We start from the raw sequence: 21,824 nt of genomic DNA, 5'->3' as shown, positions 1-21,824 counted from the left end.
GCCCGAACCCCAGCGAGGGGCCGATCGCCGCATGCGACGAAACCAAAGAGACCGACTATGACTTTGCGTGAAAACTTTTCCCATCAGGACATGGAGCGCTGGCTCGACGAGAAGCGCGTGACCGAACTTGAATGTCTGGTGCCCGACCTGACCGGTGTGGCGCGCGGCAAGATCCTGCCCCGCGAGAAGTTCACCCAGGACCGCGGCATGCGCCTGCCCGAAGCCGTTGTGGCGGGCACTGTGACCGGCGAGTACCCGGACAAGGATGAAGGCTACAACGGTGTGATTTCGGGCAACGATCGCGACATGGTCTTGCTGCCCGACCCCGCTACGGTTCGCCTGGTGCCTTGGGCTGCAGACCCGACTGCGCAGGTCATCCACGACTGCTACTTCTCGAATGGCACCCTCGTGGATTTCGCGCCGCGCAGCGTATTGCGCCATGTGCGCGACCTCTACACCGAGATGGGTTGGAAGCCGGTGATCGCGCCGGAGCTGGAGTTCTACCTGATCGCCCGCGCGCCGGACCCGGATATTCCGCTGCGTCCGCCGGTCGGCCGCAGTGGCCGCTCCGAGACCAGCCGTCAGGCCTACTCGATCGATGCGGTGAACGAGTTCGACCCGCTGTTCGAGGACATCTACGACTACTGCGACGCGATGGAGCTGGACGTCGATACGCTGATCCACGAAATCGGTGCCGGCCAGATGGAGATCAACTTTCTCCACAACGAGCCGCTCGGTCTTGCCGACAAGGTGTTCTTCTTCAAACGCACGCTGCGTGAAACTGCGCTGCGCCACGACATGTACGCCACCTTCATGGCCAAGCCGATGGCGGGCGAGCCGGGATCGGCGATGCATGTGCACCAGAGCGTGGTGGATGCAAAGACCGGCGAGAACATCTTCAGCAACCCGGACGGCACTGCATCGAAGGCCTTCTATCACTACATCGGCGGGCTGCAGAAGTACCTGCCGGCTTGCATGGCGCTGATGGCGCCGTACGTCAATTCCTATCGTCGCCTGGTGCGGCACACCGCTGCGCCGATCAACGTGCAGTGGGGTGCAGACAACCGCACCGTCGGCCTTCGCGTACCGCATTCCGACCCGAAGAACCGTCGCGTGGAGAACCGCGTGATCGGCGCTGATGCGAATCCATACCTCGCCTTTGCTGCCACGCTGGCCTGCGGCTACCTCGGCATCAAGGAACAGATCGAACCGACACCGGAAGCCAGCGGCAGCGCGTATGACTCCGACTACCAACTGCCGCGCAGCCTGGCTGAAGCGCTTGACCTGTTGCGTGGCTGCGAGCCGCTGCGCAAGGTGATCGGCGACCGTTTCGTAACCGTGTATTCGGCAGTGAAGGATCACGAATACGAAGAGTTCATGCGCGTGATCAGCCCTTGGGAACGCGAACACCTGTTGCTGCATGTGTGATTGACGCTGCCAAGGCGCGCCCGCGTGGCGCGCAAAGGGCGCCGTCTTGTCTGCGAGAGCATTCGAAGGAACACGAAACCATGAACATGAATGAAAACACCCGGGTGGATACCAAGGCGATCCAGGCGATCGACGGTGCGCACTACCTGCATCCCTTCACTGACAACCAGGCGCTCGGCCAAAAAGGGGCGCGCGTGATGGTGAAGGGGGAGGGGATCTATGTGTGGGATTCTGAGGGGCACAAAATCCTTGATGGCATGTCCGGGCTCTGGTGTGTGAACGTCGGCTACGGGCGCAAGGAACTCGCCGACGCGGCCTACAAGCAGCTGCTTGAGATGCCGTACTACAACAGCTTCTTCCAGACCACCAACGTACCCGCCGCGCAGCTTGCCAAGCTGCTGACCGAGGTGACGCCACCGCAGTTCAACCACGTCTTCTTCTCCGGCTCCGGCTCGGAGGGTAACGACACGGTGGTACGTATGGTGCGCCGCTACTGGGATCTCCTGGAGCAACCGCAGCGCAAGGTAATCATCAGCCGTCATAACGCTTATCACGGTTCGACGATGTGTGGCGCATCGCTTGGTGGCATGAGCGGCATGCACGCACAAGGGGATCTGCCGATCCCCAATATCGTGCATATCGAGCAGCCCTATTGGTACGAGAACGGTCGCGACATGGACCCGGACACCTTCGGCTTGAAGGCAGCGGGCTGGCTCGAAGAGAAGATCCTTGAAATTGGTGCCGACAAGGTGGCCGCTTTCATCGGCGAGCCGGTGCAGGGCGCCGGTGGCGTGATCATTCCGCCCAAGACCTATTGGCCCGAGATTCAGCGCATCTGCGACAAGTACGGAATTCTTCTGGTTTCGGACGAGGTCATCTGCGGCTTTGGCCGGCTGGGTGAATGGTGGGGCTGCGAGAAGTTCGGCTACAGGCCGGATCTGATGACCTTCGCCAAGGGCGTGACCTCGGGCTATGTGCCACTTGGGGGCGTCATGGTCGGCGATCGCATCGCAAAGGTGCTGCTGGAAAAAGGTGGCGAGTTCAACCACGGCTACACCTATTCCGGGCACCCGGTTGCCTGCGCCGTGGCGCTGGAAAACATCGAGATCATTCGCCGCGAACACCTGGTCGAGAAAGTGCGCGAAGAGACTGGTCCCTACCTGAAGGAGAAATTCGAGGCCCTGGCCGACCACCCGCTGGTGGGCATCGCAGAAACCTGCGGCCTGGTTGCCGGTTTGGTGCTTGTGAAGAACAAAACGACGCAGGAAGCCTTCGATCCTGCACTGGAAGTGGGCATGGTCTGCCGCGGCCACATGTTCGGCAACGGCATGATCATGCGGGCGGTCGGCGATCGGATGATCATTGCGCCGCCGCTGGTGATTACCAAGGCGCAGATCGATGAAATGGTCGGTCTGATCCGCAGCTGTCTCGACAAAACCTACGCAGACCTCAAGCAACGCAACTGGATCTGAGTGCGGCTGCATTTTGTGCAGGTGCACGGGTCCGATTTTTGCTAAGTTCGTGACATGCGTCAGAGCGGGGCGTTGCCGTGAAACAGCAGCCCCCTCAGCTCGCAAAGATGAAGCGTCATTCAGTCACTCGTTTTCCAGCCACCAGGAGGCTTCCAATGAAAGTGTTCTCGAACCGCGTCCTCAAGCGATGTGCGGTGGGCGTGTTTGCTGCGCTGGCTTTTGCGGCGCATGCGGAAGAAGAAAAGGTCCTGAACGTCTACAACTGGTCGGATTACATCGCGGAAGACACGCTCAAGAACTTCGAGAAGGAAACCGGCATCAAGGTCCGTTACGACAATTTCGACAACAACGAAATCGTTCACGCCAAGCTGGTGGCTGGCAAGACAGGCTATGACGTGGTGGTGCCGTCGTCCTACTGGGCGAAGATCCAGGCTGATGGCGGCCTGCTGATGAAGCTCGACAAGAGCAAGCTGCCCAACCTGAAGAACCTTGATCCCGACTTCCAGGCTGCGCTCGCGAAACTCGATCCAGGCAACCAGTACATGGTGAACTGGCTGTGGGGCTACACCACGGTTGGCATCAACGTTGACAAGGTGAAGGCGGCACTGGGCAACATGCCGATGCCGGAAAATGCCTGGGATCTGGTTTTCAAACCGGAATACATCTCCAAGCTCAAGAGCTGCGGCGTCTCCTTCCTCGACTCGGCGACCGAAGTGGTGCCGGCCGCGCTGCACTACCTGGGCAAGCCGGCCTACAGCAAGAATGTTTCCGACTACGGCCAGGTGCCGGCGCTGCTCAAGAGCGTGCGCCCGTACGTGACGCTGTTCAGCTCGTCGGGTTACATCAATGACATGGCGAATGGCTCGATCTGCCTGTCGCTCGGCTGGTCTGGCGACATCAACATCGCGCGTCAACGTGCCATCGACGGCAAGACCGGTCAGAACATCCAAGCCCTGATTCCGAAGACCGGCGGCATTGTGTTCATGGACACGATGGTCATCCCGGCCGATGCGCCGCACCCGGACAACGCGCACAAGTTCATCAACTACATCATGCGCCCCGAAGTGCATGGCAGCCTGACGAACAAAGTCTTCTACGCGAATCCGAACAAGGAATCGAAGAAGTTCGTGAAGCCCGAAGTCGCCAGCAATCCGACCGTTTTCCTCTCCGATGCGGACATGAAGAAGATGGCGATGCCGGACGCGATCAACAACGACATTCGCCGCCAGATGACGCGGATTTACACGTCGTTCAAGACTGGTCTGTAAGCGGACCCGAACGAGACGGAACGGAGGGAGGGGAATGGTGGTTTCGCAAGCACCGGCGTTTCTTCAGATCAAGGACGTCGTAAAGGACTTTGGCGGCGTGAAGGCGGTTAATCACGTCAGCATCGACATCGCCAAGGGAGAAATTTTCGCGCTGCTCGGATCGAGCGGCTGCGGCAAGACGACGCTCTTGCGGATGCTTGCGGGATTCGAAACCCCGACCTCCGGGCGCATCATCCTTAATGGCCACGATCTGGCGGGTCTGCCGCCTTATCTGCGGCCGATCAACATGATGTTCCAGTCTTACGCGCTGTTCCCGCATCTTTCGGTGGAGGAGAACGTCGCCTTCGGCCTGAAGCGCGATGGCATGCCGAAAGACGACATCGCTGCACGCGTCGAGAAGATGCTCAAGCTGGTGCAGCTCTCGAAGTACGCAAAACGCAAACCGCACCAGCTCTCCGGCGGTCAGCAGCAGCGCGTGGCGTTGGCGCGCAGCCTCGCGAAGCGACCCGATCTGTTGCTGCTCGACGAACCACTCGGCGCGCTGGACAAGAAGCTGCGCGAGGAAACCCAGATCGAGCTGGTGAACATCATCGAGCAGGTGGGTGTCACGGTCGTGATGGTGACGCACGATCAGGAAGAGGCGATGACCATGGCCTCGCGCATCGCGATCATGAGCGAAGGCAACATCCTGCAGATCGGAGCACCGAGCGAGGTGTACGAAACGCCAGCGAACCGTTTCGTCGCGGACTTCATCGGCAACGTGAATCTGATGGATGGCACGCTGATCGATGACAACCCCGACCACGTGATCATCGAGTGCGCCGACTGCAAGCACTACGTTGGCCACGGCATCACTGGTAACGAGGGGATGCCTGTTTCGGTGGCCGTTCGTCCGGAGAAGATCCACGTCACCCGGGAACGCCCGGAAGGCGAATACAACCATGTGCGCGGCACGATCAAGGACATGGTGTATTTCGGCAGCCACACCGTTTATCACATCCAGCTTGGCAGCGGCCTGGTGCTCAAGGTCAGCGAGAGCAACATCGCGCGTCATCGCGATGATCCGCTGACCTGGGGCGACGAGGTATGGGCGAGCTGGACGCCGCTGTCGCAGGTTGTGCTCACGCAGTGAAGGGCGCGCGATGAGACCTCAAACCTTCCTCGCGCGCTTGCGCAAGTCGAAGCTGCTGAGCGGACGCACAGCGGTTATCGGCGTGCCTTACGCCTGGCTGCTGGTGTTCTTCCTGCTGCCCTTCCTGATCGTCATGAAGATCAGCGTCTCTGAAATGGAGACGGTGCACTTCAAGGACTTGCTGACCTACAAGGACGGGCTGCTTCAACTCACGCTGAAGCTCAGCAACTACGAGTTCATTGCTGAAGATCCGCTGTACTTCAAGACCTACCTCGCGAGTTTGAAGTACGCCGCGATCACGACGCTGCTCTCGCTGCTGATCGGCTATCCGTTCTCCTACTTCATGGCGCGTGCCAAGCCTTCGCTTCAGCCTGCGCTGCTGATGATGGTGATGCTGCCGTTCTGGACTTCCTTCCTGTTGCGCGTTTATGCGTGGAAGGGCTTGCTGGGTGAAAACGGCTGGGTCGCCAACCTGCTCGAATTGCTGCGCATCGACCACCTGCTTGTAGCGGCAGGCTTGATACCGGCGCTGGGCAAGTTCATGAACACGCCGTTCTCGCTGGTGCTGGGCATGGTCTACACCTATCTGCCCTTCATGATCCTGCCGCTCTACGCCAATCTCGCGAAGATGGATCTGCGCCTGCTGGAAGCTGCGGCGGACCTCGGCGCCACGCCCTGGACCACGTTCTGGAAGATCACCGTGCCCTTGTCCAAGGCCGGCATCATCGCTGGCTCCATGCTGGTCTTCATCCCCTGCGTGGGCGAGTTCGTGATTCCGGAACTGCTCGGCGGGCCAGAGACGCTAATGATCGGCCGCGTGCTGTGGGACGAGTTCTTCTCGAACAACGACTGGCCGATGGCCTCGGGTGTTGCCGTGGTGATGATCCTGCTGATCATCGTGCCGCTGGCGATCTTCAACAAGTACCAGGCTGAAGCACAGGAGGCCCGCTGATGAATGGCAAGAAGCCGCCGATCTTCGGCGAAACCTTCAACCGGCGCTTCGGCAAGGCCTGGCTGGCGGGGGGCTATGCCTTCCTTTACCTGCCGATCGTCGCGCTGGTGATCTACTCGTTCAACAACTCGCCGTTGCCGACCACATGGGGGGGCTTCACCTTCAAGTGGTACGGCAAGCTGATGAACGATACCGAGATGCTCACCGGCTTCTGGCTGTCGCTGAAGGTGGCGTTCTTCACCGCCTGCGCCTCGGTGGTGATAGGCATGTTCGCTGCCTTCACGCTGGTCAAGTACAAGCGCTTCTTCGGCCGCACGATGTTCACCGGCATGGTCAACGCGCCGCTGGTGATGCCGGAAGTGATCATCGGCCTCTCGCTGCTGCTCATGCTCGTATCGGTGCAGCACTGGCTGGGCTTTCCGGAGCGTGGCGCGATGACGATCTGGATGGGCCACCTGCTGCTTGGCCTTGCCTATGCCACGGTGGTCATCCAGGCGCGCCTGCAGGATCTGAACCCGCAGATCGAAGAGGCCGCCATGGACCTGGGTGCCAAGCCGCACCAGGTGTTCTTCCTCGTGACGATGCCGATGATCGCGCAGGCCCTGGCTTCCGCCTGGCTGCTGACCTTCACGCTGTCTCTGGACGATGTCGTGCTGTCGGCCTTCTTGTCCGGCCCCGGCTCCACGACGATGCCGCTGGTGATCTTCTCGCGCGCACGCCTTGGCCTGAACCCCAGTGTCAATGCCGTCGCCACCGTGATCATCGCGGTCGTATCGATTGCAGTGATCACCGCCAGTTACCTGATTGCCCGTGCGGAGCGCCGTCGCGCCCGCGAAATGGCCGCCGCTCAGCGTGCGTCCTGATCCATTTACCAGACCAAACAGATTTCACCCAAGAGGAGAGCCCGATGAAAGCCTTGAAGGTCACCACCCTGGCACTGGCATTGGCCGCGGCGTTTCCTGCGGCCGCGCAGGCGCAGTCGAACAAGGAGCTGCTCAACGAACTGCGCGCGCTCAAGCAGCGGGTGACTGAGCTTGAGCAAAAGCTCAAGTCGGAAGAAAGCAAGAAGGCCGCTGCACCGGCTACCGCCGCGGTCGCCGTGCCGGCTGCCGAACCCGTACAGCCGGGCATGACGCCTGATCAGCAAGCCGAGTTCAACCGCATTGCGGTCAAGGCTGAGGCGCTGGAGGACGCGCGTGATGCCTCTGGCCTGCGGGGCTTGAAGATCAGCGGCTATATCGATCCGACCTTCATCTACAACCAGCGCCAGGATCGCGCCGGCTTCCAGTTCCTCAACCAGGTCGGGGACGATGGCTACAACTACGACAACGGCTACTTCGGCATGGGCCAGCTCGACATTCAGAAAGAAATGGATGGCGGCACGAAATGGCGCCTGACCTTGCAGCCAAACCGTGGCGTGGGTGAGGTGTTCAGCCCGGGCAACATCATCGCCGAGGCTTCGGTCTCGGTACCTTTGACCGATCTCCAGACGCGCTTCATCGCTGGTCAGATCCCTGATTGGTCTGGCTACGAATACCTGCCGGGCACGCAGAACAAGCTGATCACCCACAACCTGCTGTTCGACTTCACGCTGCCGACCGCTTACACCGGTGCCGGTATGGAAATCACCAGCGGTAAGTGGATCGTCAAAGGCCTGCTCGCGAACATGAACGCGAGCAAGAAGAACAGTGGCAACAAGGCTCCGGTGCTTGCCTACCGCGTTGACTACGCGAAGGGTGAGTTCAATGGCTTTGGCTTCGCCGGGGTGCATGGCAAGGCGGCGAACCTTCGTGCGGATGAAACCGATGACACCGGCAGCCTTGTGTACCCGGATCAGTCGGGCAAGGACACCGCGCTCAACTTGTTTGAACTCGACGGGTACTTCATCCGCGGTGACTGGACGGTGCAAGGCCAGGTCTCGTTTGGCCAGCAGAAGAAGGCGGCGGTCTACGCGAATCCCGATACAGGCGAACTGCAGGACGCACGCTGGTGGGGGCTCTCTGGCCTTGCTGCGTACAAGTTCACGCCGCAGCTCGAAGGCATCATGCGCGCCGACTACATCAACAACAGCAAGAACGGTGGCGGCTTGCTCGGATACAACTTCTCCGATGGTCGCAACGGCATCGGCCCGGGCTTTGTCTATGACGACGCAGCCGGCACCTGGGGTGAGGATCCGGACAGCAAGGGGTCCAACCGTTATGCACTCACCTTCGGTCTCGGCTACGCGTTCAACCTGAATACCGTGTTCAAGATGGAATACCGCTACGACGGTTCCAACAAGCATGTGTTCGAGAACGTGAAGGACGGTTCGTACAAGAAGGACAACCAGTTGTTCGGGGTCGCAACGGTGGTTTCGTTCTGACCCCCTGCTGGCCGCTTCGCTGGGGGGCGGAGCGGCCAGTACTTTCGCGCCGGGCGGGCGTCCGGCGCGGTTCAAAGCGCTGACGGAAAAATCTCATGGAACTGCAACGCAAGGACCTGCTGCGCCAGCAGGCCTATATCGATGGTCGTTGGTGTGACGCCGACAGTGGAAAGACTGCCGAGGTCATCAATCCTGCGACGGGGGTGAAGCTCGGCACCGTGCCGATGGCGGGTGTCGCGGAAACGCGCCGTGCGATCGAAGCAGGGCGAGTTGCGCAGAAGGCCTGGGCAGCCAAGACTGCCAAGGAACGCGCCGCAGTGCTGCGCCGCTGGTTCGACCTGATGATGAAGCATCAGGACGACCTCGCGCGCATTCTGACTGCCGAGCAGGGCAAGCCCTTTGCCGAAGCGAAGGGGGAGATCGCCTACGGGGCATCATTCATCGAATGGTTTGCCGAAGAGGGTAAGCGCATCTACGGCGACACCATCCCGCAGCACCAGGCGGACAAGCGGCTGATCGTCATCAAACAGCCGATCGGCGTGTGCGCCGCGATCACGCCGTGGAACTTCCCCAACGCGATGATCACGCGCAAGGCTGGCCCGGCGCTGGCAGCAGGTTGTGCGATGGTGCTCAAGCCCGCGACGCAGACGCCTTTCTCCGCGCTCGCGCTCGCCGCGCTGGCGGAAGAAGCCGGCCTGCCGGCGGGCCTCTTCAGTGTCATCACCGGCTCGTCAACCGAGATCGGTGGCGAGATGACCGGCAACCCGACCGTCGCGAAGCTGAGCTTCACGGGCTCTACCGAGGTGGGCCGGATCCTGATGCGCCAGTCCGCCGACACGATCAAGAAGCTCTCGCTCGAACTGGGCGGCAATGCGCCCTTCATCGTGTTCGACGATGCCGATCTCGATCAGGCCGTCGAGGGTGCGTTGATATCCAAGTTCCGCAACACCGGCCAGACCTGCGTGTGCGCGAATCGCCTGTTCGTGCAGGAGGGCGTTTATGAGGCCTTCGCCGCCAAGCTCGCCGCCAAGGTGGGTGCGATGAAGGTCGGCAACGGCATGGACGAGGGCGTGCAGCAAGGCCCGCTGATCGACAGCAAGGCGCTCGCCAAGGTCGAGGAACACGTCAGCGACGTGCTCGCCGCGGGCGGTGCGGTGGCGACGGGTGGCAAGCGCCATGCGCTGGGCCGCACTTTCTACGAGCCCACCGTGCTGACTGGTGTCACCCGCGACATGAAGATCTTCCGTGAGGAGACCTTCGGCCCGGTCGCCCCGCTGATTAAGTTCAAGGACGAGGCAGACGTCATCGCCATGTCCAACGACACCGAGTTCGGTCTCGCCAGCTACTTCTACAGTCGCGACATCGGCCGCATCTTCCGCGTCGCCGAGGCGCTGGAGTACGGCATGGTGGGTGTCAACACCGGCCTGATCTCGAACGAGCTCGCGCCCTTCGGTGGCGTGAAGCAGTCCGGGCTGGGGCGTGAAGGTTCGAAGTACGGTATCGAGGACTATCTCGAGATCAAGTACATCTGTCTCGGCGGCATCGACCGCTGAGCGTTGGGGGATAGATCTACTGCGCAGCCCGATCCCGACACTGCGATGCTCGCCGTACCGCCTGTACGGCTGCGCTTCTCCTGTCAGCCTCGGGCCGCTCGCGACGATCTCTCCACCAACGCCACGCCGCGTTGGGAACCGAAGAAAGCACAGGAATTGAAGTCATGACGACACAACAGAACTCCTGGACCGAGATGGCCGGCCGCATGAAGTTCGACGGCCGCGCCCTGATCAACGGTGAGCGCGTCGCTGCCGTGAGCGGGCAGACCTTTGAATGCAATTCGCCGGTCGATGGGCGCTATCTCGCCGCTGTTGCGCGGGGTGATGCGGCGGATATTGATGCCGCGGTGGTGGCGGCGCGCGCGGCGTTCGAGGACCGTCGCTGGGCCGGGCTGTCGCCGCGTTCGCGCAAGCAGATCATGGTTCGCTTTGCGGACCTGATCCTCGCGCACAAGGACGAACTCGCGCTGACCGAAACGCTCGACATGGGCAAGCCGATACGCAACGCCCGCGCGACCGACGTCAACGCCTGCGCAAATACGATCCGTTGGTACGGCGAGGCGATCGACAAGATCTACGACGAGATCGCGCCGACCAGTGACAGTGCGCTCGCACTGATCACCCGTGAGCCCGTCGGGGTCGTCGGTGCCATCGTGCCGTGGAACTACCCGATGCTGATGGCCTCGTGGAAGATCGCGCCGGCGCTGGCGGTGGGCAACAGCGTGGTGCTGAAGCCTTCCGAAAAGTCGCCGCTCACCGCACTGCGCCTCGCGGAGCTCGCACTGGAGGCGGGGATCCCGCCCGGCGTGTTCAACGTCGTGCCAGGCTTCGGTCACGAGGCCGGCAATGCGTTGTCGCTGCACATGGATGTCGACTGCATCGCCTTCACCGGCTCCACCCGCGTCGGCAAGCTCATCATCGTCAATGCGGGCCAGAGCAACCTCAAGCGCGCTTGGACCGAACTGGGCGGCAAGTCGCCGAACATCGTCTGCGCTGACTGCCCGGATCTGGACCGCGCGGTGGCGTCTTCGATCGGCTCGATCTTCTACAACCAGGGCGAGAGCTGCAACGCGCCGTCGCGCCTCTTCGTCGAGCGTTCGATCAAGGATGCCTTCATCGAACGCGCGCTGGCACTGATTCCCAAATACGCGCCGGCCGACCCGCTGGCTGACGAAACGGTAATGGGCGCCCTGGTCGACCGCACCCAGCTCGATACCGTGCTGCGCTACATCGACTCTGGCCGCAAGGAAGGCGCCAAGCTGCTTGCTGGCGGTGAGCAGGCGCGCGCCGAAACCGGTGGCTACTACGTCGCGCCGACGCTGTTCGATGGCGTGCGCAACGACATGACGATCGCGCGCGAAGAGATCTTCGGCCCGGTGCTCTCGGTGCTTGCCTTCGACACGGTCGAAGAGGCGATCCAGCAGGCGAACCAGACCATCTATGGCCTGCAGGCCGGCGTGTGGACCCGCGACATCAACAAGGCGCATCGCATTGCCCGCGCGCTGCGTGCCGGCACCGTGCATGTGAACCAGTACGACGAAGACGACATCACCGTGCCCTTCGGCGGCTACAAGCAGTCCGGCAACGGGCGCGACAAATCGCTGCACGCGATGGACAAGTACACCGAACTCAAGACGACCTGGATTGGTCTTGAATGAACAGCAGGAACCTGAACATGGCCAGCAACAAGGAACTCCACGAACGCCGTCTCGCCGCCACGCCGCGCGGTATCGCCGTCGGCAATTCGTTCTTCATCGATCGCGCCGAGAACGCCGAGCTGTGGGATGTGGAAGGGCGCCGCTACATCGATTTCGGTGGCGGCATCGCGGTGCTCAATACAGGGCATCGTCACCCGAAGGTGATGGCCGCCGTCGCCGAACAGCTTGAGCGCTTCACGCACAGCTGCTACCAGGTCGTTCCCTACGAGAGCTACGTCACCCTCGCGGAGAAGATCAACCAGCTGACGCCAGGCACGCATGCGAAGAAGACGGCGTTCTTCTCGACCGGTGCTGAGGCGGTCGAGAACGTCGTGAAAATCGCGCGCGCGGCGACCAAGCGCTCCGGCATCATCGCCTTCTCGGGCGCCTTCCACGGCCGCTCGATGATGGCTGCGGCGCTCACCGGCAAGGTGGTGCCCTACAAAGTCGGCTTCGGGCCATTCCCCGGTGAGATCTTCCACGCCCCATTCCCGGTGCCGCTGCATGGCGTGAGCGTTCAGGATTCGCTCGACTACATCCAGCACCTCTTCAAGTCCGATATCGAACCCGCGCGCGTCGCGGCGATCATCCTCGAACCGGTGCAGGGCGAGGGCGGTTTCTACCAGGCGCCGGTCGACTTCATGGTGGCGCTGCGCAAGCTGTGCGACGAGCACGGCATCCTGCTGGTTGCCGACGAAGTGCAGACCGGCTTCGGCCGCACCGGCAAGTGGTTTGCGATGGAGCACTACCCGGTGCTGCCGGACATCATGACCATGGCCAAGAGTATGGCCGGCGGCACCACGCTGTCGGCTGTCTGCGGCCGCGCCGAGATCATGGATGCGCCGCTGCCCGGCGGTCTCGGTGGTACCTATGCCGGTAGCCCGATGGCGATTGCCGCCTCGCATGCCGTGATTGATGTGATCAAGGAGGAGGGGCTGATCGAGCGCTCCAACGCCTTGGGCGAGAAGCTGCGTGGTTTCCTCAACGCGCAGCGCGCGAAGGTGCCGCAGATTGTGGATGTGCGCGGGCCAGGCTCGATGGTTGCGGTTGAATTCAACGACCCGGCCACTGGCAAGCCGGACGCGGACTTCACTAAGCGGGTGCAGGCCAAGGCACTGGAGAAGGGCCTGATCCTGCTGACCTGTGGCGTCTACGGCAACGTGCTGCGTTTGTTGTATCCGCTCACCACGCCCGACGCGATTTTTGACGAGGCGCTAGGGATTCTGGCCGACGCGCTGGCGGCGGCGTGATCGGCGCGGCGCGCCGTGCCCGGCTAAGGGCGGCTGCCGCGATCGCTCTGCTATGCGGTGCGCCGGCGAGCCAGGCGCAGACGGCCCGGCCTGCGATGGCCGTGGGCGTGAGCCTGCCGCTCTCTGGCGCGTCGGCCGAGATTGGCGTCAGCTTTCTCGATGGATTGCGCACCTGCTTGGCGTCTGATCCGGTTGGGCGAGGCGTGACATTGAAAGTCACGGACGACGCCGAGGCCGAACTGGCGGCGGAAGATCTGCGAGCATGGGAACTGGCGGGCAAGGACAGCGTGATTGCGCTGACCGGCTTCTTCGGTCGACACGACGCGGCGGAAGCCGCCAAACGCGCGGCCGCAGCGCGCCTGCCCCTGGTGGCGCCAATGTCGGGTGCGCAGACGATCATGCAGGACGCCAGTGGCTGGGTCTTCCCGGTCCGTAGCCCAGACAGAACGATTGCGACGAGCCTGGTTTCGCAGGCCGCGCGCCTCGGCGTGAAGCGACTAGGCGCGTTTGCAACGCGCGATGCGGCGGGTGCCGAATTGTTGGCTGTCGTGCGCGCCGCAGCGGCCGCGAACGGGGTTCAACTGGTTGCAGTGGCCGAGGCGGAGACCGGCTCGATGGAGCTCGATCCACAGGCCAGAGCGCTGCTCTCCGCCCGCCCTGACGCTGTGCTTTCGCTGGCCGGCTATACCTCGACGGCCGATGTGTTCATGCGCTTGCGCAGGGCCGGTTTCGTTGGGCAACTGCTCGCCCATGGGGATGTTGGCTCGCGTCCGCTGACGCGCTTGATGGGCCCCAGCGCACGCGGTGTCGGGATCGGCCTTGCCGTGCCGTCGCCCGCCAATGCCTCGCTACCCTTGGCCCGCGACCTTGAGGCGGCAGCACGCAAAGCCGGAAAGGCGCCGGATGAGTTCACGCTGGAGGGTTGCATGGCCGCACGCGTGATCTCGGACGGGCTGCGCCGTGCCGGCAGCCAACCGACGCGCGATTCCCTGCGCCGCGCCCTTGAAACGAACCGAAGCGTCGACGCCGGCGGCATCACCGTCATGCTTGCGCGCGAAGATCGTGAGCGGAACGTTGGCGAACTCGTGGTACTCGGGGCTGATGGCCGCATCCTGCGCTGAGCGTTACACGTAATCACAATGAAGAACCCCGAACGGAGAGATCGCCATGACCGCATCGAATGGCGTTGAGCAGCATCAGATTGACGCTTTGCGCCGCCGCTTGGGCGACGCTGGCGTGCGCTACGTGTTCGCGCAGTTCACCGACATCCAGGGTGTAGCCAAGGGCAAGACGGTACCGTTGAGCCACCTGGAAGATATCTTCACTGCGGGCGCTGGCTTTTCGGGCCCGTCGATCTGGGGCACGGGGCTGCCGCGCCATGGGCTGCGGTCCGAGTACTACGGTCGTGGCGATATCTCGACCGCGCAGGTACTGCCGTGGTTGCCGGGCCATGCGCGCGTGGTCTGTGATGGCTACGTGGGTGGCGAGTCGTTCGCGCTGTGCCCGCGCCAGATTCTGCGCCGCCAGGTGGCGCGGCTTGCGGAACGTGGCTGGACGCTGAACGCCGGCCTGGAGCCGGAGTTCTTTCTGCTGCAGCGCAACCCGGATGGCAGCGTCAGCCCCGCTGACGGACACGACCGCCTCGAAAAGCCTTCGTACGACTACAAGTCCCTCACGCGTCAGCAAGCGTTTCTGGGTGCGCTGACCGATGCATTGCAGGCGTGTGGCCTGGACGTGTTCCAGATCGACCACGAGGATGCCAGCGGCCAGTACGAGGTGAACTACCACTACAGCGATGCGCTGTCGGCAGCGGATCGCTTCATGCTGTTCAAGATGGCGGCACATTCGATTGCAGAATCGCTGGGCATGGTGTTCTCGATGATGCCCAAGCCCTTCGCGAACATGCCCGGCAGTGGCTTGCATTTTCACCTGTCGATCGCGGATGCAGGCGGGCGCGCGGTATTCACCGATCGCAGCGATGCGCAGGGGCTTGGGTTGTCGCAAACCGCTTACCACTTCCTCGCCGGCCTGCTGCATCACGCACCGGCGCTGGCTGCGCTGTGCGCGCCCACAGTGAATTCCTACAAGCGCTTGGTGGTCGGCGAGTCATTGTCTGGCACGACCTGGGCGCCGGCGCATATCGGCTATGGCGACAACAACCGCACCACGCTGGTTCGGGTCGCACATTCGCGGCTGGAGTGGCGTCTGCCCGATGCTTCGGCAAACCCCTATCTGGCGCTTGCGGGCGTGATCGCCGCCGGGCTCGATGGTGTCGAACGCAGCCTGTCTCCGGGTGCGCCGGTTGCCGATGATCTGTATGAGCTGATGCTGGCGGAGCTGCGCGTGCGTGGCATTGCCCAACTGCCGCAGAACCTGGGTGAGGCGGTGGCGGCGTTGGAGTCTGATACCTCGCTCGGCGAAGCGTTGGGTTCGGCGTTTACCGCAGAGTTCTGCCGCTTCAAGCGAATGGAGTGGGTCGAGTATTCACGTGCGGTGCATGCCTGGGAAACCGAACGCTACGCTGACCGCTTCTGAGGACTTTTCCACTTCACGGCAGGGGGCGCATGGGGCATGCTAGCCCGATGCGCCCATCGAACGTTTCCCGCCTCCTCGTATTTGCCGCCTGCGCGGTGACCTGCAGTGCCTGGGCGGACACCCTGCGTGTCGGCCCCGCCGAGCGTATCCACACCATCGCCGAGGCAGCCCGCGTTGCGCGTGACGGCGATGTCGTCGAGATTGCCTCGGGCGATTACAAGGCGGATGTCGCGGTCTGGACCCAGCAGGACCTGACGATTCGTGGTCTTGGCGCGATGCCGAAGTTGATCGCGATGGGGGCCGCGGCCGAGAACAAGGCGATCTTCGTCGTGCGTGGCGACCGCATCCGGATCGAGAACCTCGAGTTCCGCGGCGCCAAGGTTCGCGATCGCAACGGTGCAGGGATTCGCCACGAAGCAGGCAAACTGACCGTGGTCGGTTGCCGCTTTCTTGAAAACGAGAACGGCATCCTCACTGCCAACGACGAGCGCCTGTCGCTGGAGATCGAGCGCAGCGAGTTTGGCTACAACGGCTCGGGCGAAGGTCAGAGCCACAACCTGTACGTTGGTACCATTGCCAGCCTGCAAGTCACCGGCAGCTACTTCCACCACGCCAAGGTCGGTCATCTGCTCAAGTCGCGCGCGCGCGATAACCGCATTCTCTACAACCGTCTGACCGACGAAATCGGTGGCCGCGCGAGTTATGAGCTGGAGTTCCCATCCGGCGGTACGGCGCTGGTGGTGGGCAACCAGATCGAGCAATCCAGCACCACCGAGAACAGCAAGATCATCAGTTTCGGTGCAGAGGGGCTCAAGTGGCCCAAGAACGCGCTCTACCTGTCGCACAACACGATCGTGAACGATCGGCCACAAGGCGCCAGAATGCTCGATGTGCGCGCCGGTGTTGCGGTCGTGGCGGTGAATAACCTTCTGGTCGGGCAGGGCGCCTCGCTGGATCTTCCGGCGGGCGCCGGGCAGGGCAACGTCGTGGGCGATTGGCCGGACTTCGTGCGCCCGCAGCGTGACGACTACCACCTGCGCCGCGATTCGAAGCTGTTTGGCGCTACCGCCAAGGCGGGTCTGGCGTCTGGCGGCGTCGACCTCACGCCGGTTGCCGAGTACGTCCACCCACTACAAACCCGGCCCGTCGCGCCGCAGCGCTGGTCGCCTGGCGCCTTTCAGTCTCCCGGCGGCTAGGTCACGCGGCGCGAGGCTGGCGCCGCTCGAAGCGCATCTCGCGCAGGGTTTCGACGCGGCCGTCTTCGTGCTGGGTCTCAAGCCGTACGTTAAATCCCCATAGCCGCGCGACGTGTCGCAGCACTTCGTCCATCCCTTCACCAATTGGTCGGCGATGGTAGGCGTGGTGGCGCAGTGTCAGCGACCGATCGCCACGCAGATCGACGTTCCAAACCTGGATGCTGGGTTCGCGGCTGCCGATGTTGTACTGGTCCGATAACTTCTCGCGGATCGCGCGATAGCCGGCCTCGTCGTGGATCGCCGTGACATGTAGCTTCTGGTTGCGATCGTCGTCGAGTACGGCGAACAGCTTGAAATCGCGAATCAATTTCGGCGACAGGAACTGCGCGATGAAGCTCTCATCCTTGAAGCTGCGCATCGCGAAGTCGAATACCTCATGCCAGTTGCCGCCGGCGATGTCCGGGAACCAGCGGTAGTCTTCCTCGGTGGGGTGCTCGCAGATCCGGCGGATGTCGCTCCACATCGCGAATCCCAGGGCGTAAGGGTTGATGCCTGAATACCATTTCGAGTTGTACGGCGGCTGCATCACCACGTTGGTATGCGAGTGCAGGAACTCCATCATGAACGAGTCGGTCAGCAGCCCTTCGTCGTAAAGCGTGTTGAGCAGGGTGTAGTGCCAGAAGGTCGCCCACCCCTCGTTCATGACTTGTGTTTGCCGTTGCGGGAAGAAGTACTGTGCGATCTTGCGCACGATCCGGACCACTTCCCGTTGCCAGGGTTCGAGCAGCGGAGCGTGCTTTTCAAAGAAATACAGCACGTTCTCTTCCGGCTCCGGCGGAAAACGCACGGCTTGCACTTCGCTGGGCTTCACCTCGTGTGCGGGCAAGGTGCGCCACAGATCGTTGACCTGGCTCTGCAGGTACTCCTCGCGTTCATGCTGACGCAGTTGCTCTTTTTCCAGTGAGAGCTTTGGCGGCCGCTTGTAGCGGTCTACACCCACGTTCATCAGGGCGTGGCAAGAGTCCAGCAGCAGCTCGACCTCTTCCTCTCCGTAGCGCTCCTCGCACTGCGTGATGTAGCTGCGTGCGAACACCAGGTAGTCGATGATCGCGTCGGCATTCGTCCAGGTGCGGAACAGGTAGTTGCCCTTGAAGAAGGAGTTGTGGCCGTAGGCGGCGTGAGCGATCACCAGCGCCTGCATCGTCATGGTGTTTTCTTCCATGAGGTAGGCGATGCAGGGGTTCGAATTGATCACGATCTCGTAGGCGAGCCCCATCTGCCCGCGCCGGTAGCCTTTCTCGGTGGACAGGAAATGCTTGCCGAAACTCCAGTGGTGATAGTTCACCGGCATGCCGACCGAGGCGTAGGCATCCATCATCTGCTCGGATGTGATCACCTCGATCTGGTTGGGATAGGTGTCCAGACCGTGCATTTCGGCAACGCGAGCGATCTCGCGGTGGTACGCGTCGATCAGCTCGAAACTCCATTCCGCCGGGGCGGGTAGCGGTTTGTTGCGGCGTTTTTTCATACGCTGCTCTTCTTGAAGAGTTCGCGAAAGACCGGGTAGATGTTGGCCAGTGCCTCGATGCGCTGCATCGCAAAGTTGCTGTGGCCGCCTTGCAGCTTTTCGTACTCCCGCCAAAGGTTCTGCGGCTCGCCCGGCGTGATCTCGATGTAGGCGAAGTGCTGCACGAAGGGAAGGATGTTGTCCGCCAGCAACTCGCGGCAGCGCGGCGAGTCGTTTTCCCAGTTGTCGCCGTCCGATGCCTGGGCGCCGTAGATATTCCACAGGTTGGTGGCGTAGCGTTCCTGGATGATGTCCTTCATCAACTCCAATGCGCTCGACACCACGGTGCCGCCAGACTCGCGCGAGTGGAAGAAATCCTCTTCGTCGACTTCCTTTGCCACCGTGTGGTGGCGAATGAACACCACTTCGATCTTTTCGTAGTTCCGCGTCAGGAACAGGTAAAGGAGCATGAAGAAGCGCTTGGCCGTCGCTTTCTTCTCCTCGTCCATCGAGCCGGAAACATCCATGACGCAGAACATCACCGCGCGCGTGGAAGGCTTGGGCACGCGGATGCGGTTGTTGTAGCGAAGGTCGACTTTGTCGATGAAGGGAATGCCCTCGATCTTCGCTCGCAGCGTGGCGATTTCTTCCAGTAAAGCCTCGACCTCCGGGTCGGTGTCTGGACGCGTCTTGCGAAGGGTGTCGAGTTTGCCGAGCGCTTCGCGGAGTTGCGTGGAGTAGGGCGAGCCGAGCGCCAACCTGCGCCCCAGCGCACCGCGCAAGGAACGCACGATGTTGATATTGGCTGGCGTACCGCTGGATGTAAAACCAGCCCGCTGGAGCTTGTATTCAGGAATCGCCGCCAGCTGCGTCTTCACCAGATTCGGCAGCGCGAGATCGTCGAAGAAGACATCGAGGAACTCCTCGCGTGAGAGCTGGAAGACGAAGTCGTCCTCGCCTTCTCCCTCGTTGCTCGCCTTGCCCTTGCCGGAGCCGCCGGCTCCACCGATGGGGCGATCCACCTCGTCACCAGCGGCGAACTGGTCGTTGCCCGAGAAGACCGTCTCCCATTCGCCTCCACGCCCCAAGCCGAACTGCGGCTCGGAGATGTCCTTGGTTGGGATCGACACGCTTTCGCCGTTGTCGACGTCGCGGATCGAGCGGCCATCGATCGCGTCGGCTACCGCCTTGCGTATCTGCTGCTTGAAGCGCCGAAAGAAGCGCTGGCGATTGACCGCGCTTTTGTTCTTGCTGTCGAACCGCCTGTCGATGATACGGACCATCGTGGGCATCCCCGCGCCGGCTGATGGCCGGCGCAACCGTTCAGAAAGACGTGGCGATCAGGAAGACTTGCGAACGCGCAAGTACCAGTCGCACAGCAGCCGTACCTGGTTCTCGGTGTAACCCTTGGTGATCATGCGATTGACGAAGTCCTGGTGCTTCTTCTGCTCCTCCTGGCTGCCCTTGGGCGTGAAGGAAATCACTGGCAGCAAATCCTCGGTGTTCGAGAACATCTTCTTCTCGATCACGGCACGCAGCTTCTCGTACGACGTCCAGCTCGGGTTCTTGCCATTGTTCTTGGCGCGCGCCCGCAGCACGAAGTTCACCACCTCGTTGCGGAAGTCCTTCGGATTGCTGATGCCAGCCGGCTTCTCGATCTTCTCCAACTCATCGTTGAGCGCAGACCGATCGAAGATCTCTCCGGTGTTCGGATCGCGGTACTCCTGATCCTGGATCCAGAAGTCCGCATAGATCACATAGCGATCAAAGATGTTCTGCCCATACTCCGAGTAACTCTCGAGGTAGGCGGTCTGGATTTCCTTGCCGATGAACTCGGCGTAGCGGGGCGCTAGAAACTCCTTGATAAAGGCGTTGTAGCGCTGCTCGACCTCGGGCGGGAACTGCTCCTGCTCGATCTGTTGTTCCAGCACGTACATCAGATGCACCGGATTCGCCGCGACTTCGCGGTGGTCGAAGTTGAACACCCGCGACAGTACTTTGAAAGCGAAGCGGGTCGAGAGCCCGGCCATCCCCTCATCCACGCCAGCATAGTCGCGGTACTCCTGATACGACTTGGCCTTCGGGTCGGTGTCCTTCAGGTTCTCGCCGTCATACACACGCATCTTCGAATAGATGCTGGAGTTCTCCGGCTCTTTCAGGCGCGACAGCGCAACGAACTGGGCGAGCATCTTCAGCGTGTCCGGTGCGCAGGGCGCGGCCGACAGCGAGCTGTTCTGCAACAGCTTCTCGTAGATCCGGATCTCTTCCGACACCCGCAGGCAGTAGGGCACCTTCACCGTGTAGATGCGGTCGAGGAAGGCTTCGTTGTTGCGGTTGTTGCGGAACTGGATCCATTCGGATTCGTTCGAGTGCGCGAGGATGATGCCGTCGAAGGGAATCGCGCCGAATCCTTCCGTTCCCTTGTAGTTGCCTTCTTGCGTGGCGGTCAGCAGCGGGTGCAGCACCTTGATCGGCGCCTTGAACATTTCGACGAATTCAAGGAGACCACGGTTCGCGAGGCACAGGCCGCCCGAATACGAGTAGGCATCCGGGTCGCTCTGCGAATAGCGGTCGAGCATGCGGATGTCGACCTTGCCAACCAGCGAAGAAATGTCCTGGTTGTTCTCGTCGCCCGGCTCCGTCTTGGCCACCGCAGTCTGGTGCAGCGCGGACGGGCGCAGCTTCACGACGCGGAACTTCGTGATGTCGCCGTTGAATTCATGCAGGCGCTTGACCGCCCATGGCGACATGATCGTGTTGAGGTAGCGGGCAGGGATGCCGTAGTCGTCCTGCAGGATCCGCCCATCCTCCTTGAGATCGAAGAGCCCCAACGGCGATTCGTGCACCGGCGAACCCTTGATGGCATAGAAGGGCATCTTCTCGATCAGGGTCTTCAGCCGTTCGGCCAGCGATGACTTTCCACCACCCACCGGCCCGAGCAGGTAGAGAATCTGCTTCTTCTCTTCGAGGCCCTGCGCCGCGTGCCGGAAGTAGGAGACGATGTTCTCGATCGCCTCTTCCATGCCGTAGAACTCGCGGAAGGCCGGGTAGATCTTGATGACCTTGTTGGAGAAGATCCGCGACATCCGCGGGTCGAGCCGCGTATCGAGCATCTCTGGCTCGCCAATCGCCATCAGCATGCGTTCGGCCGCGGTGGCGTAAGCGAGTGGGTCGGACCGGCAAAGTTCGAGGTACTCCTGGATCGAGAGTTCCTCTTCCTTCGTGGCGTCGAATCGGGCCTGGTAGCTTGCGAAGATGCTCATGACCGAACCTCCTCCTCATGCCGTCCGATGGGATCGGACTGGCGCCGCACATGAGTTGCAATAACGGTTTTGCTGCCGGAAAAGTTGAGGTGATCGCAAAACGCCCCTGTGCGAGGACAGGCGTTCATTGAGTCTGGTTCCCTTAACAATAATCTGCCAGCCGGTTTTTGCGACGGTGTGTGGCGATGTTGCCAGTGCGTTGTCCGGAC

16 protein-coding genes are annotated in these 21,824 nt (G+C 61.9%); 13 read left to right on the top strand and 3 right to left on the bottom strand.

Annotated features, from left to right (window positions below):
* The first annotated feature begins 57 nt into the window (after window positions 1-57).
* The 13 genes from JY500_RS13530 to JY500_RS13470 all read left to right on the top strand — a co-directional run bounded on the left by JY500_RS13530 (window position 58) and on the right by JY500_RS13470 (window position 16,845).
* Window positions 58-1,428 carry a glutamine synthetase family protein gene (locus tag JY500_RS13530; protein ID WP_172198645.1) on the top strand — a complete coding sequence of 457 codons (1,371 nt, stop codon included), beginning with the start codon at window positions 58-60 and terminating at the stop codon, window positions 1,426-1,428.
* Between the two features lie 80 nt (window positions 1,429-1,508).
* Window positions 1,509-2,900 carry an aspartate aminotransferase family protein gene (locus JY500_RS13525; protein WP_206253133.1) on the top strand — a complete coding sequence of 464 codons (1,392 nt, stop codon included), beginning with the start codon at window positions 1,509-1,511 and terminating at the stop codon, window positions 2,898-2,900.
* A gap of 155 nt (window positions 2,901-3,055) precedes the next feature.
* Window positions 3,056-4,168 carry a polyamine ABC transporter substrate-binding protein gene (locus JY500_RS13520; protein WP_206253132.1) on the top strand — a complete coding sequence of 371 codons (1,113 nt, stop codon included), beginning with the start codon at window positions 3,056-3,058 and terminating at the stop codon, window positions 4,166-4,168.
* 34 nt (window positions 4,169-4,202) lie between these two features.
* Complete coding sequence (locus JY500_RS13515) at window positions 4,203-5,300, top strand: ABC transporter ATP-binding protein (protein ID WP_172198651.1); 1,098 nt, start codon at window positions 4,203-4,205, stop codon at window positions 5,298-5,300.
* A 10-nt stretch (window positions 5,301-5,310) separates the two neighbouring features.
* Complete coding sequence (locus JY500_RS13510) at window positions 5,311-6,252, top strand: ABC transporter permease subunit (protein WP_172198653.1); 942 nt, start codon at window positions 5,311-5,313, stop codon at window positions 6,250-6,252.
* The gene (locus JY500_RS13505; protein WP_172198655.1) at window positions 6,252-7,115 is read left to right on the top strand and encodes an ABC transporter permease; all 864 of its coding nucleotides are present in this window, start codon (window positions 6,252-6,254) and stop codon (window positions 7,113-7,115) included. The genes JY500_RS13510 and JY500_RS13505 overlap by 1 nt, the downstream gene beginning before the upstream one ends.
* Before the next feature lie 44 nt (window positions 7,116-7,159).
* Window positions 7,160-8,614: a DUF3138 family protein gene (locus JY500_RS13500; protein WP_206253131.1), complete on the top strand. Its 1,455-nt coding sequence runs from the start codon at window positions 7,160-7,162 to the stop codon at window positions 8,612-8,614.
* Window positions 8,615-8,709: 95 nt separating this feature from the next.
* Window positions 8,710-10,167: an NADP-dependent succinate-semialdehyde dehydrogenase gene (gabD, locus tag JY500_RS13495; protein WP_206253129.1), complete on the top strand. Its 1,458-nt coding sequence runs from the start codon at window positions 8,710-8,712 to the stop codon at window positions 10,165-10,167.
* A gap of 164 nt (window positions 10,168-10,331) precedes the next feature.
* Window positions 10,332-11,825 (top strand): aldehyde dehydrogenase, encoded by a 1,494-nt coding sequence (locus JY500_RS13490; RefSeq protein ID WP_206253127.1) that lies wholly within the window; start codon window positions 10,332-10,334, stop codon window positions 11,823-11,825.
* Entirely contained in the window at window positions 11,822-13,114 is a 1,293-nt protein-coding gene (gabT, locus tag JY500_RS13485; protein WP_206253125.1) for a 4-aminobutyrate--2-oxoglutarate transaminase, read from the top strand. Before JY500_RS13490 ends, gabT begins: the two co-directional genes overlap by 4 nt.
* Before the next feature lie 107 nt (window positions 13,115-13,221).
* On the top strand, window positions 13,222-14,235 hold the full coding sequence (locus JY500_RS13480; RefSeq protein WP_206253123.1) for an ABC transporter substrate-binding protein: 1,014 nt from the start codon (window positions 13,222-13,224) through the stop codon (window positions 14,233-14,235).
* Window positions 14,236-14,281: 46 nt separating this feature from the next.
* Window positions 14,282-15,649: a type III glutamate--ammonia ligase gene (glnT, locus tag JY500_RS13475; RefSeq protein ID WP_206253121.1), complete on the top strand. Its 1,368-nt coding sequence runs from the start codon at window positions 14,282-14,284 to the stop codon at window positions 15,647-15,649.
* 47 nt (window positions 15,650-15,696) lie between these two features.
* A complete protein-coding gene (locus tag JY500_RS13470) occupies window positions 15,697-16,845 on the top strand; it encodes a right-handed parallel beta-helix repeat-containing protein (protein ID WP_206253119.1) in 1,149 nt (382 codons plus the stop codon).
* A 1-nt stretch (window position 16,846) separates the two neighbouring features.
* Here the strand turns inward: JY500_RS13470 and JY500_RS13465 are convergent, their stop codons facing one another.
* Genes JY500_RS13465 through JY500_RS13455 form a run of 3 tightly spaced genes read right to left on the bottom strand, consistent with a single transcriptional unit; the run spans window position 16,847 to window position 21,615 of the window.
* Window positions 16,847-18,373, bottom strand: a complete 1,527-nt coding sequence (locus JY500_RS13465) for a SpoVR family protein (protein ID WP_206253117.1) — start codon at window positions 18,371-18,373, stop codon at window positions 16,847-16,849.
* Window positions 18,370-19,635: a YeaH/YhbH family protein gene (locus tag JY500_RS13460; protein ID WP_206253115.1), complete on the bottom strand. Its 1,266-nt coding sequence runs from the start codon at window positions 19,633-19,635 to the stop codon at window positions 18,370-18,372. The genes JY500_RS13465 and JY500_RS13460 overlap by 4 nt, the downstream gene beginning before the upstream one ends.
* A 57-nt stretch (window positions 19,636-19,692) precedes the next feature.
* Window positions 19,693-21,615 (bottom strand): PrkA family serine protein kinase, encoded by a 1,923-nt coding sequence (locus JY500_RS13455; protein ID WP_172198681.1) that lies wholly within the window; start codon window positions 21,613-21,615, stop codon window positions 19,693-19,695.
* Window positions 21,616-21,824: the final 209 nt, after the last annotated feature.

The organism is Niveibacterium microcysteis (assembly GCF_017161445.1).
In the GTDB taxonomy this organism is placed as follows: Bacteria; Pseudomonadota; Gammaproteobacteria; order Burkholderiales; family Rhodocyclaceae; genus Niveibacterium; species Niveibacterium microcysteis.
The sequence above is the reverse complement of the archived record's forward strand: the minus strand, read 5'-3'. Positions and strand labels throughout refer to the sequence as shown.

Bases quoted from the DNA above. Each gene is read 5' to 3' on its own strand.
- JY500_RS13530 (WP_172198645.1), top strand. From the start codon at position 58: ATGACTTTGCGTGAAAACTTTTCCCATCAGGACATGGAGCGCTGGCTC.
- JY500_RS13525 (WP_206253133.1), top strand. From the start codon at position 1,509: ATGAACATGAATGAAAACACCCGGGTGGATACCAAGGCGATCCAGGCG.
- JY500_RS13520 (WP_206253132.1), top strand. From the start codon at position 3,056: ATGAAAGTGTTCTCGAACCGCGTCCTCAAGCGATGTGCGGTGGGCGTG.
- JY500_RS13515 (WP_172198651.1), top strand. From the start codon at position 4,203: ATGGTGGTTTCGCAAGCACCGGCGTTTCTTCAGATCAAGGACGTCGTA.
- JY500_RS13510 (WP_172198653.1), top strand. From the start codon at position 5,311: ATGAGACCTCAAACCTTCCTCGCGCGCTTGCGCAAGTCGAAGCTGCTG.
- JY500_RS13505 (WP_172198655.1), top strand. From the start codon at position 6,252: ATGAATGGCAAGAAGCCGCCGATCTTCGGCGAAACCTTCAACCGGCGC.
- JY500_RS13500 (WP_206253131.1), top strand. From the start codon at position 7,160: ATGAAAGCCTTGAAGGTCACCACCCTGGCACTGGCATTGGCCGCGGCG.
- gabD (WP_206253129.1), top strand. From the start codon at position 8,710: ATGGAACTGCAACGCAAGGACCTGCTGCGCCAGCAGGCCTATATCGAT.
- JY500_RS13490 (WP_206253127.1), top strand. From the start codon at position 10,332: ATGACGACACAACAGAACTCCTGGACCGAGATGGCCGGCCGCATGAAG.
- gabT (WP_206253125.1), top strand. From the start codon at position 11,822: ATGAACAGCAGGAACCTGAACATGGCCAGCAACAAGGAACTCCACGAA.
- glnT (WP_206253121.1), top strand. From the start codon at position 14,282: ATGACCGCATCGAATGGCGTTGAGCAGCATCAGATTGACGCTTTGCGC.
- JY500_RS13470 (WP_206253119.1), top strand. From the start codon at position 15,697: ATGCGCCCATCGAACGTTTCCCGCCTCCTCGTATTTGCCGCCTGCGCG.
- JY500_RS13465 (WP_206253117.1), bottom strand. From the start codon at position 18,373: ATGAAAAAACGCCGCAACAAACCGCTACCCGCCCCGGCGGAATGGAGT.
- JY500_RS13460 (WP_206253115.1), bottom strand. From the start codon at position 19,635: ATGGTCCGTATCATCGACAGGCGGTTCGACAGCAAGAACAAAAGCGCG.
- JY500_RS13455 (WP_172198681.1), bottom strand. From the start codon at position 21,615: ATGAGCATCTTCGCAAGCTACCAGGCCCGATTCGACGCCACGAAGGAA.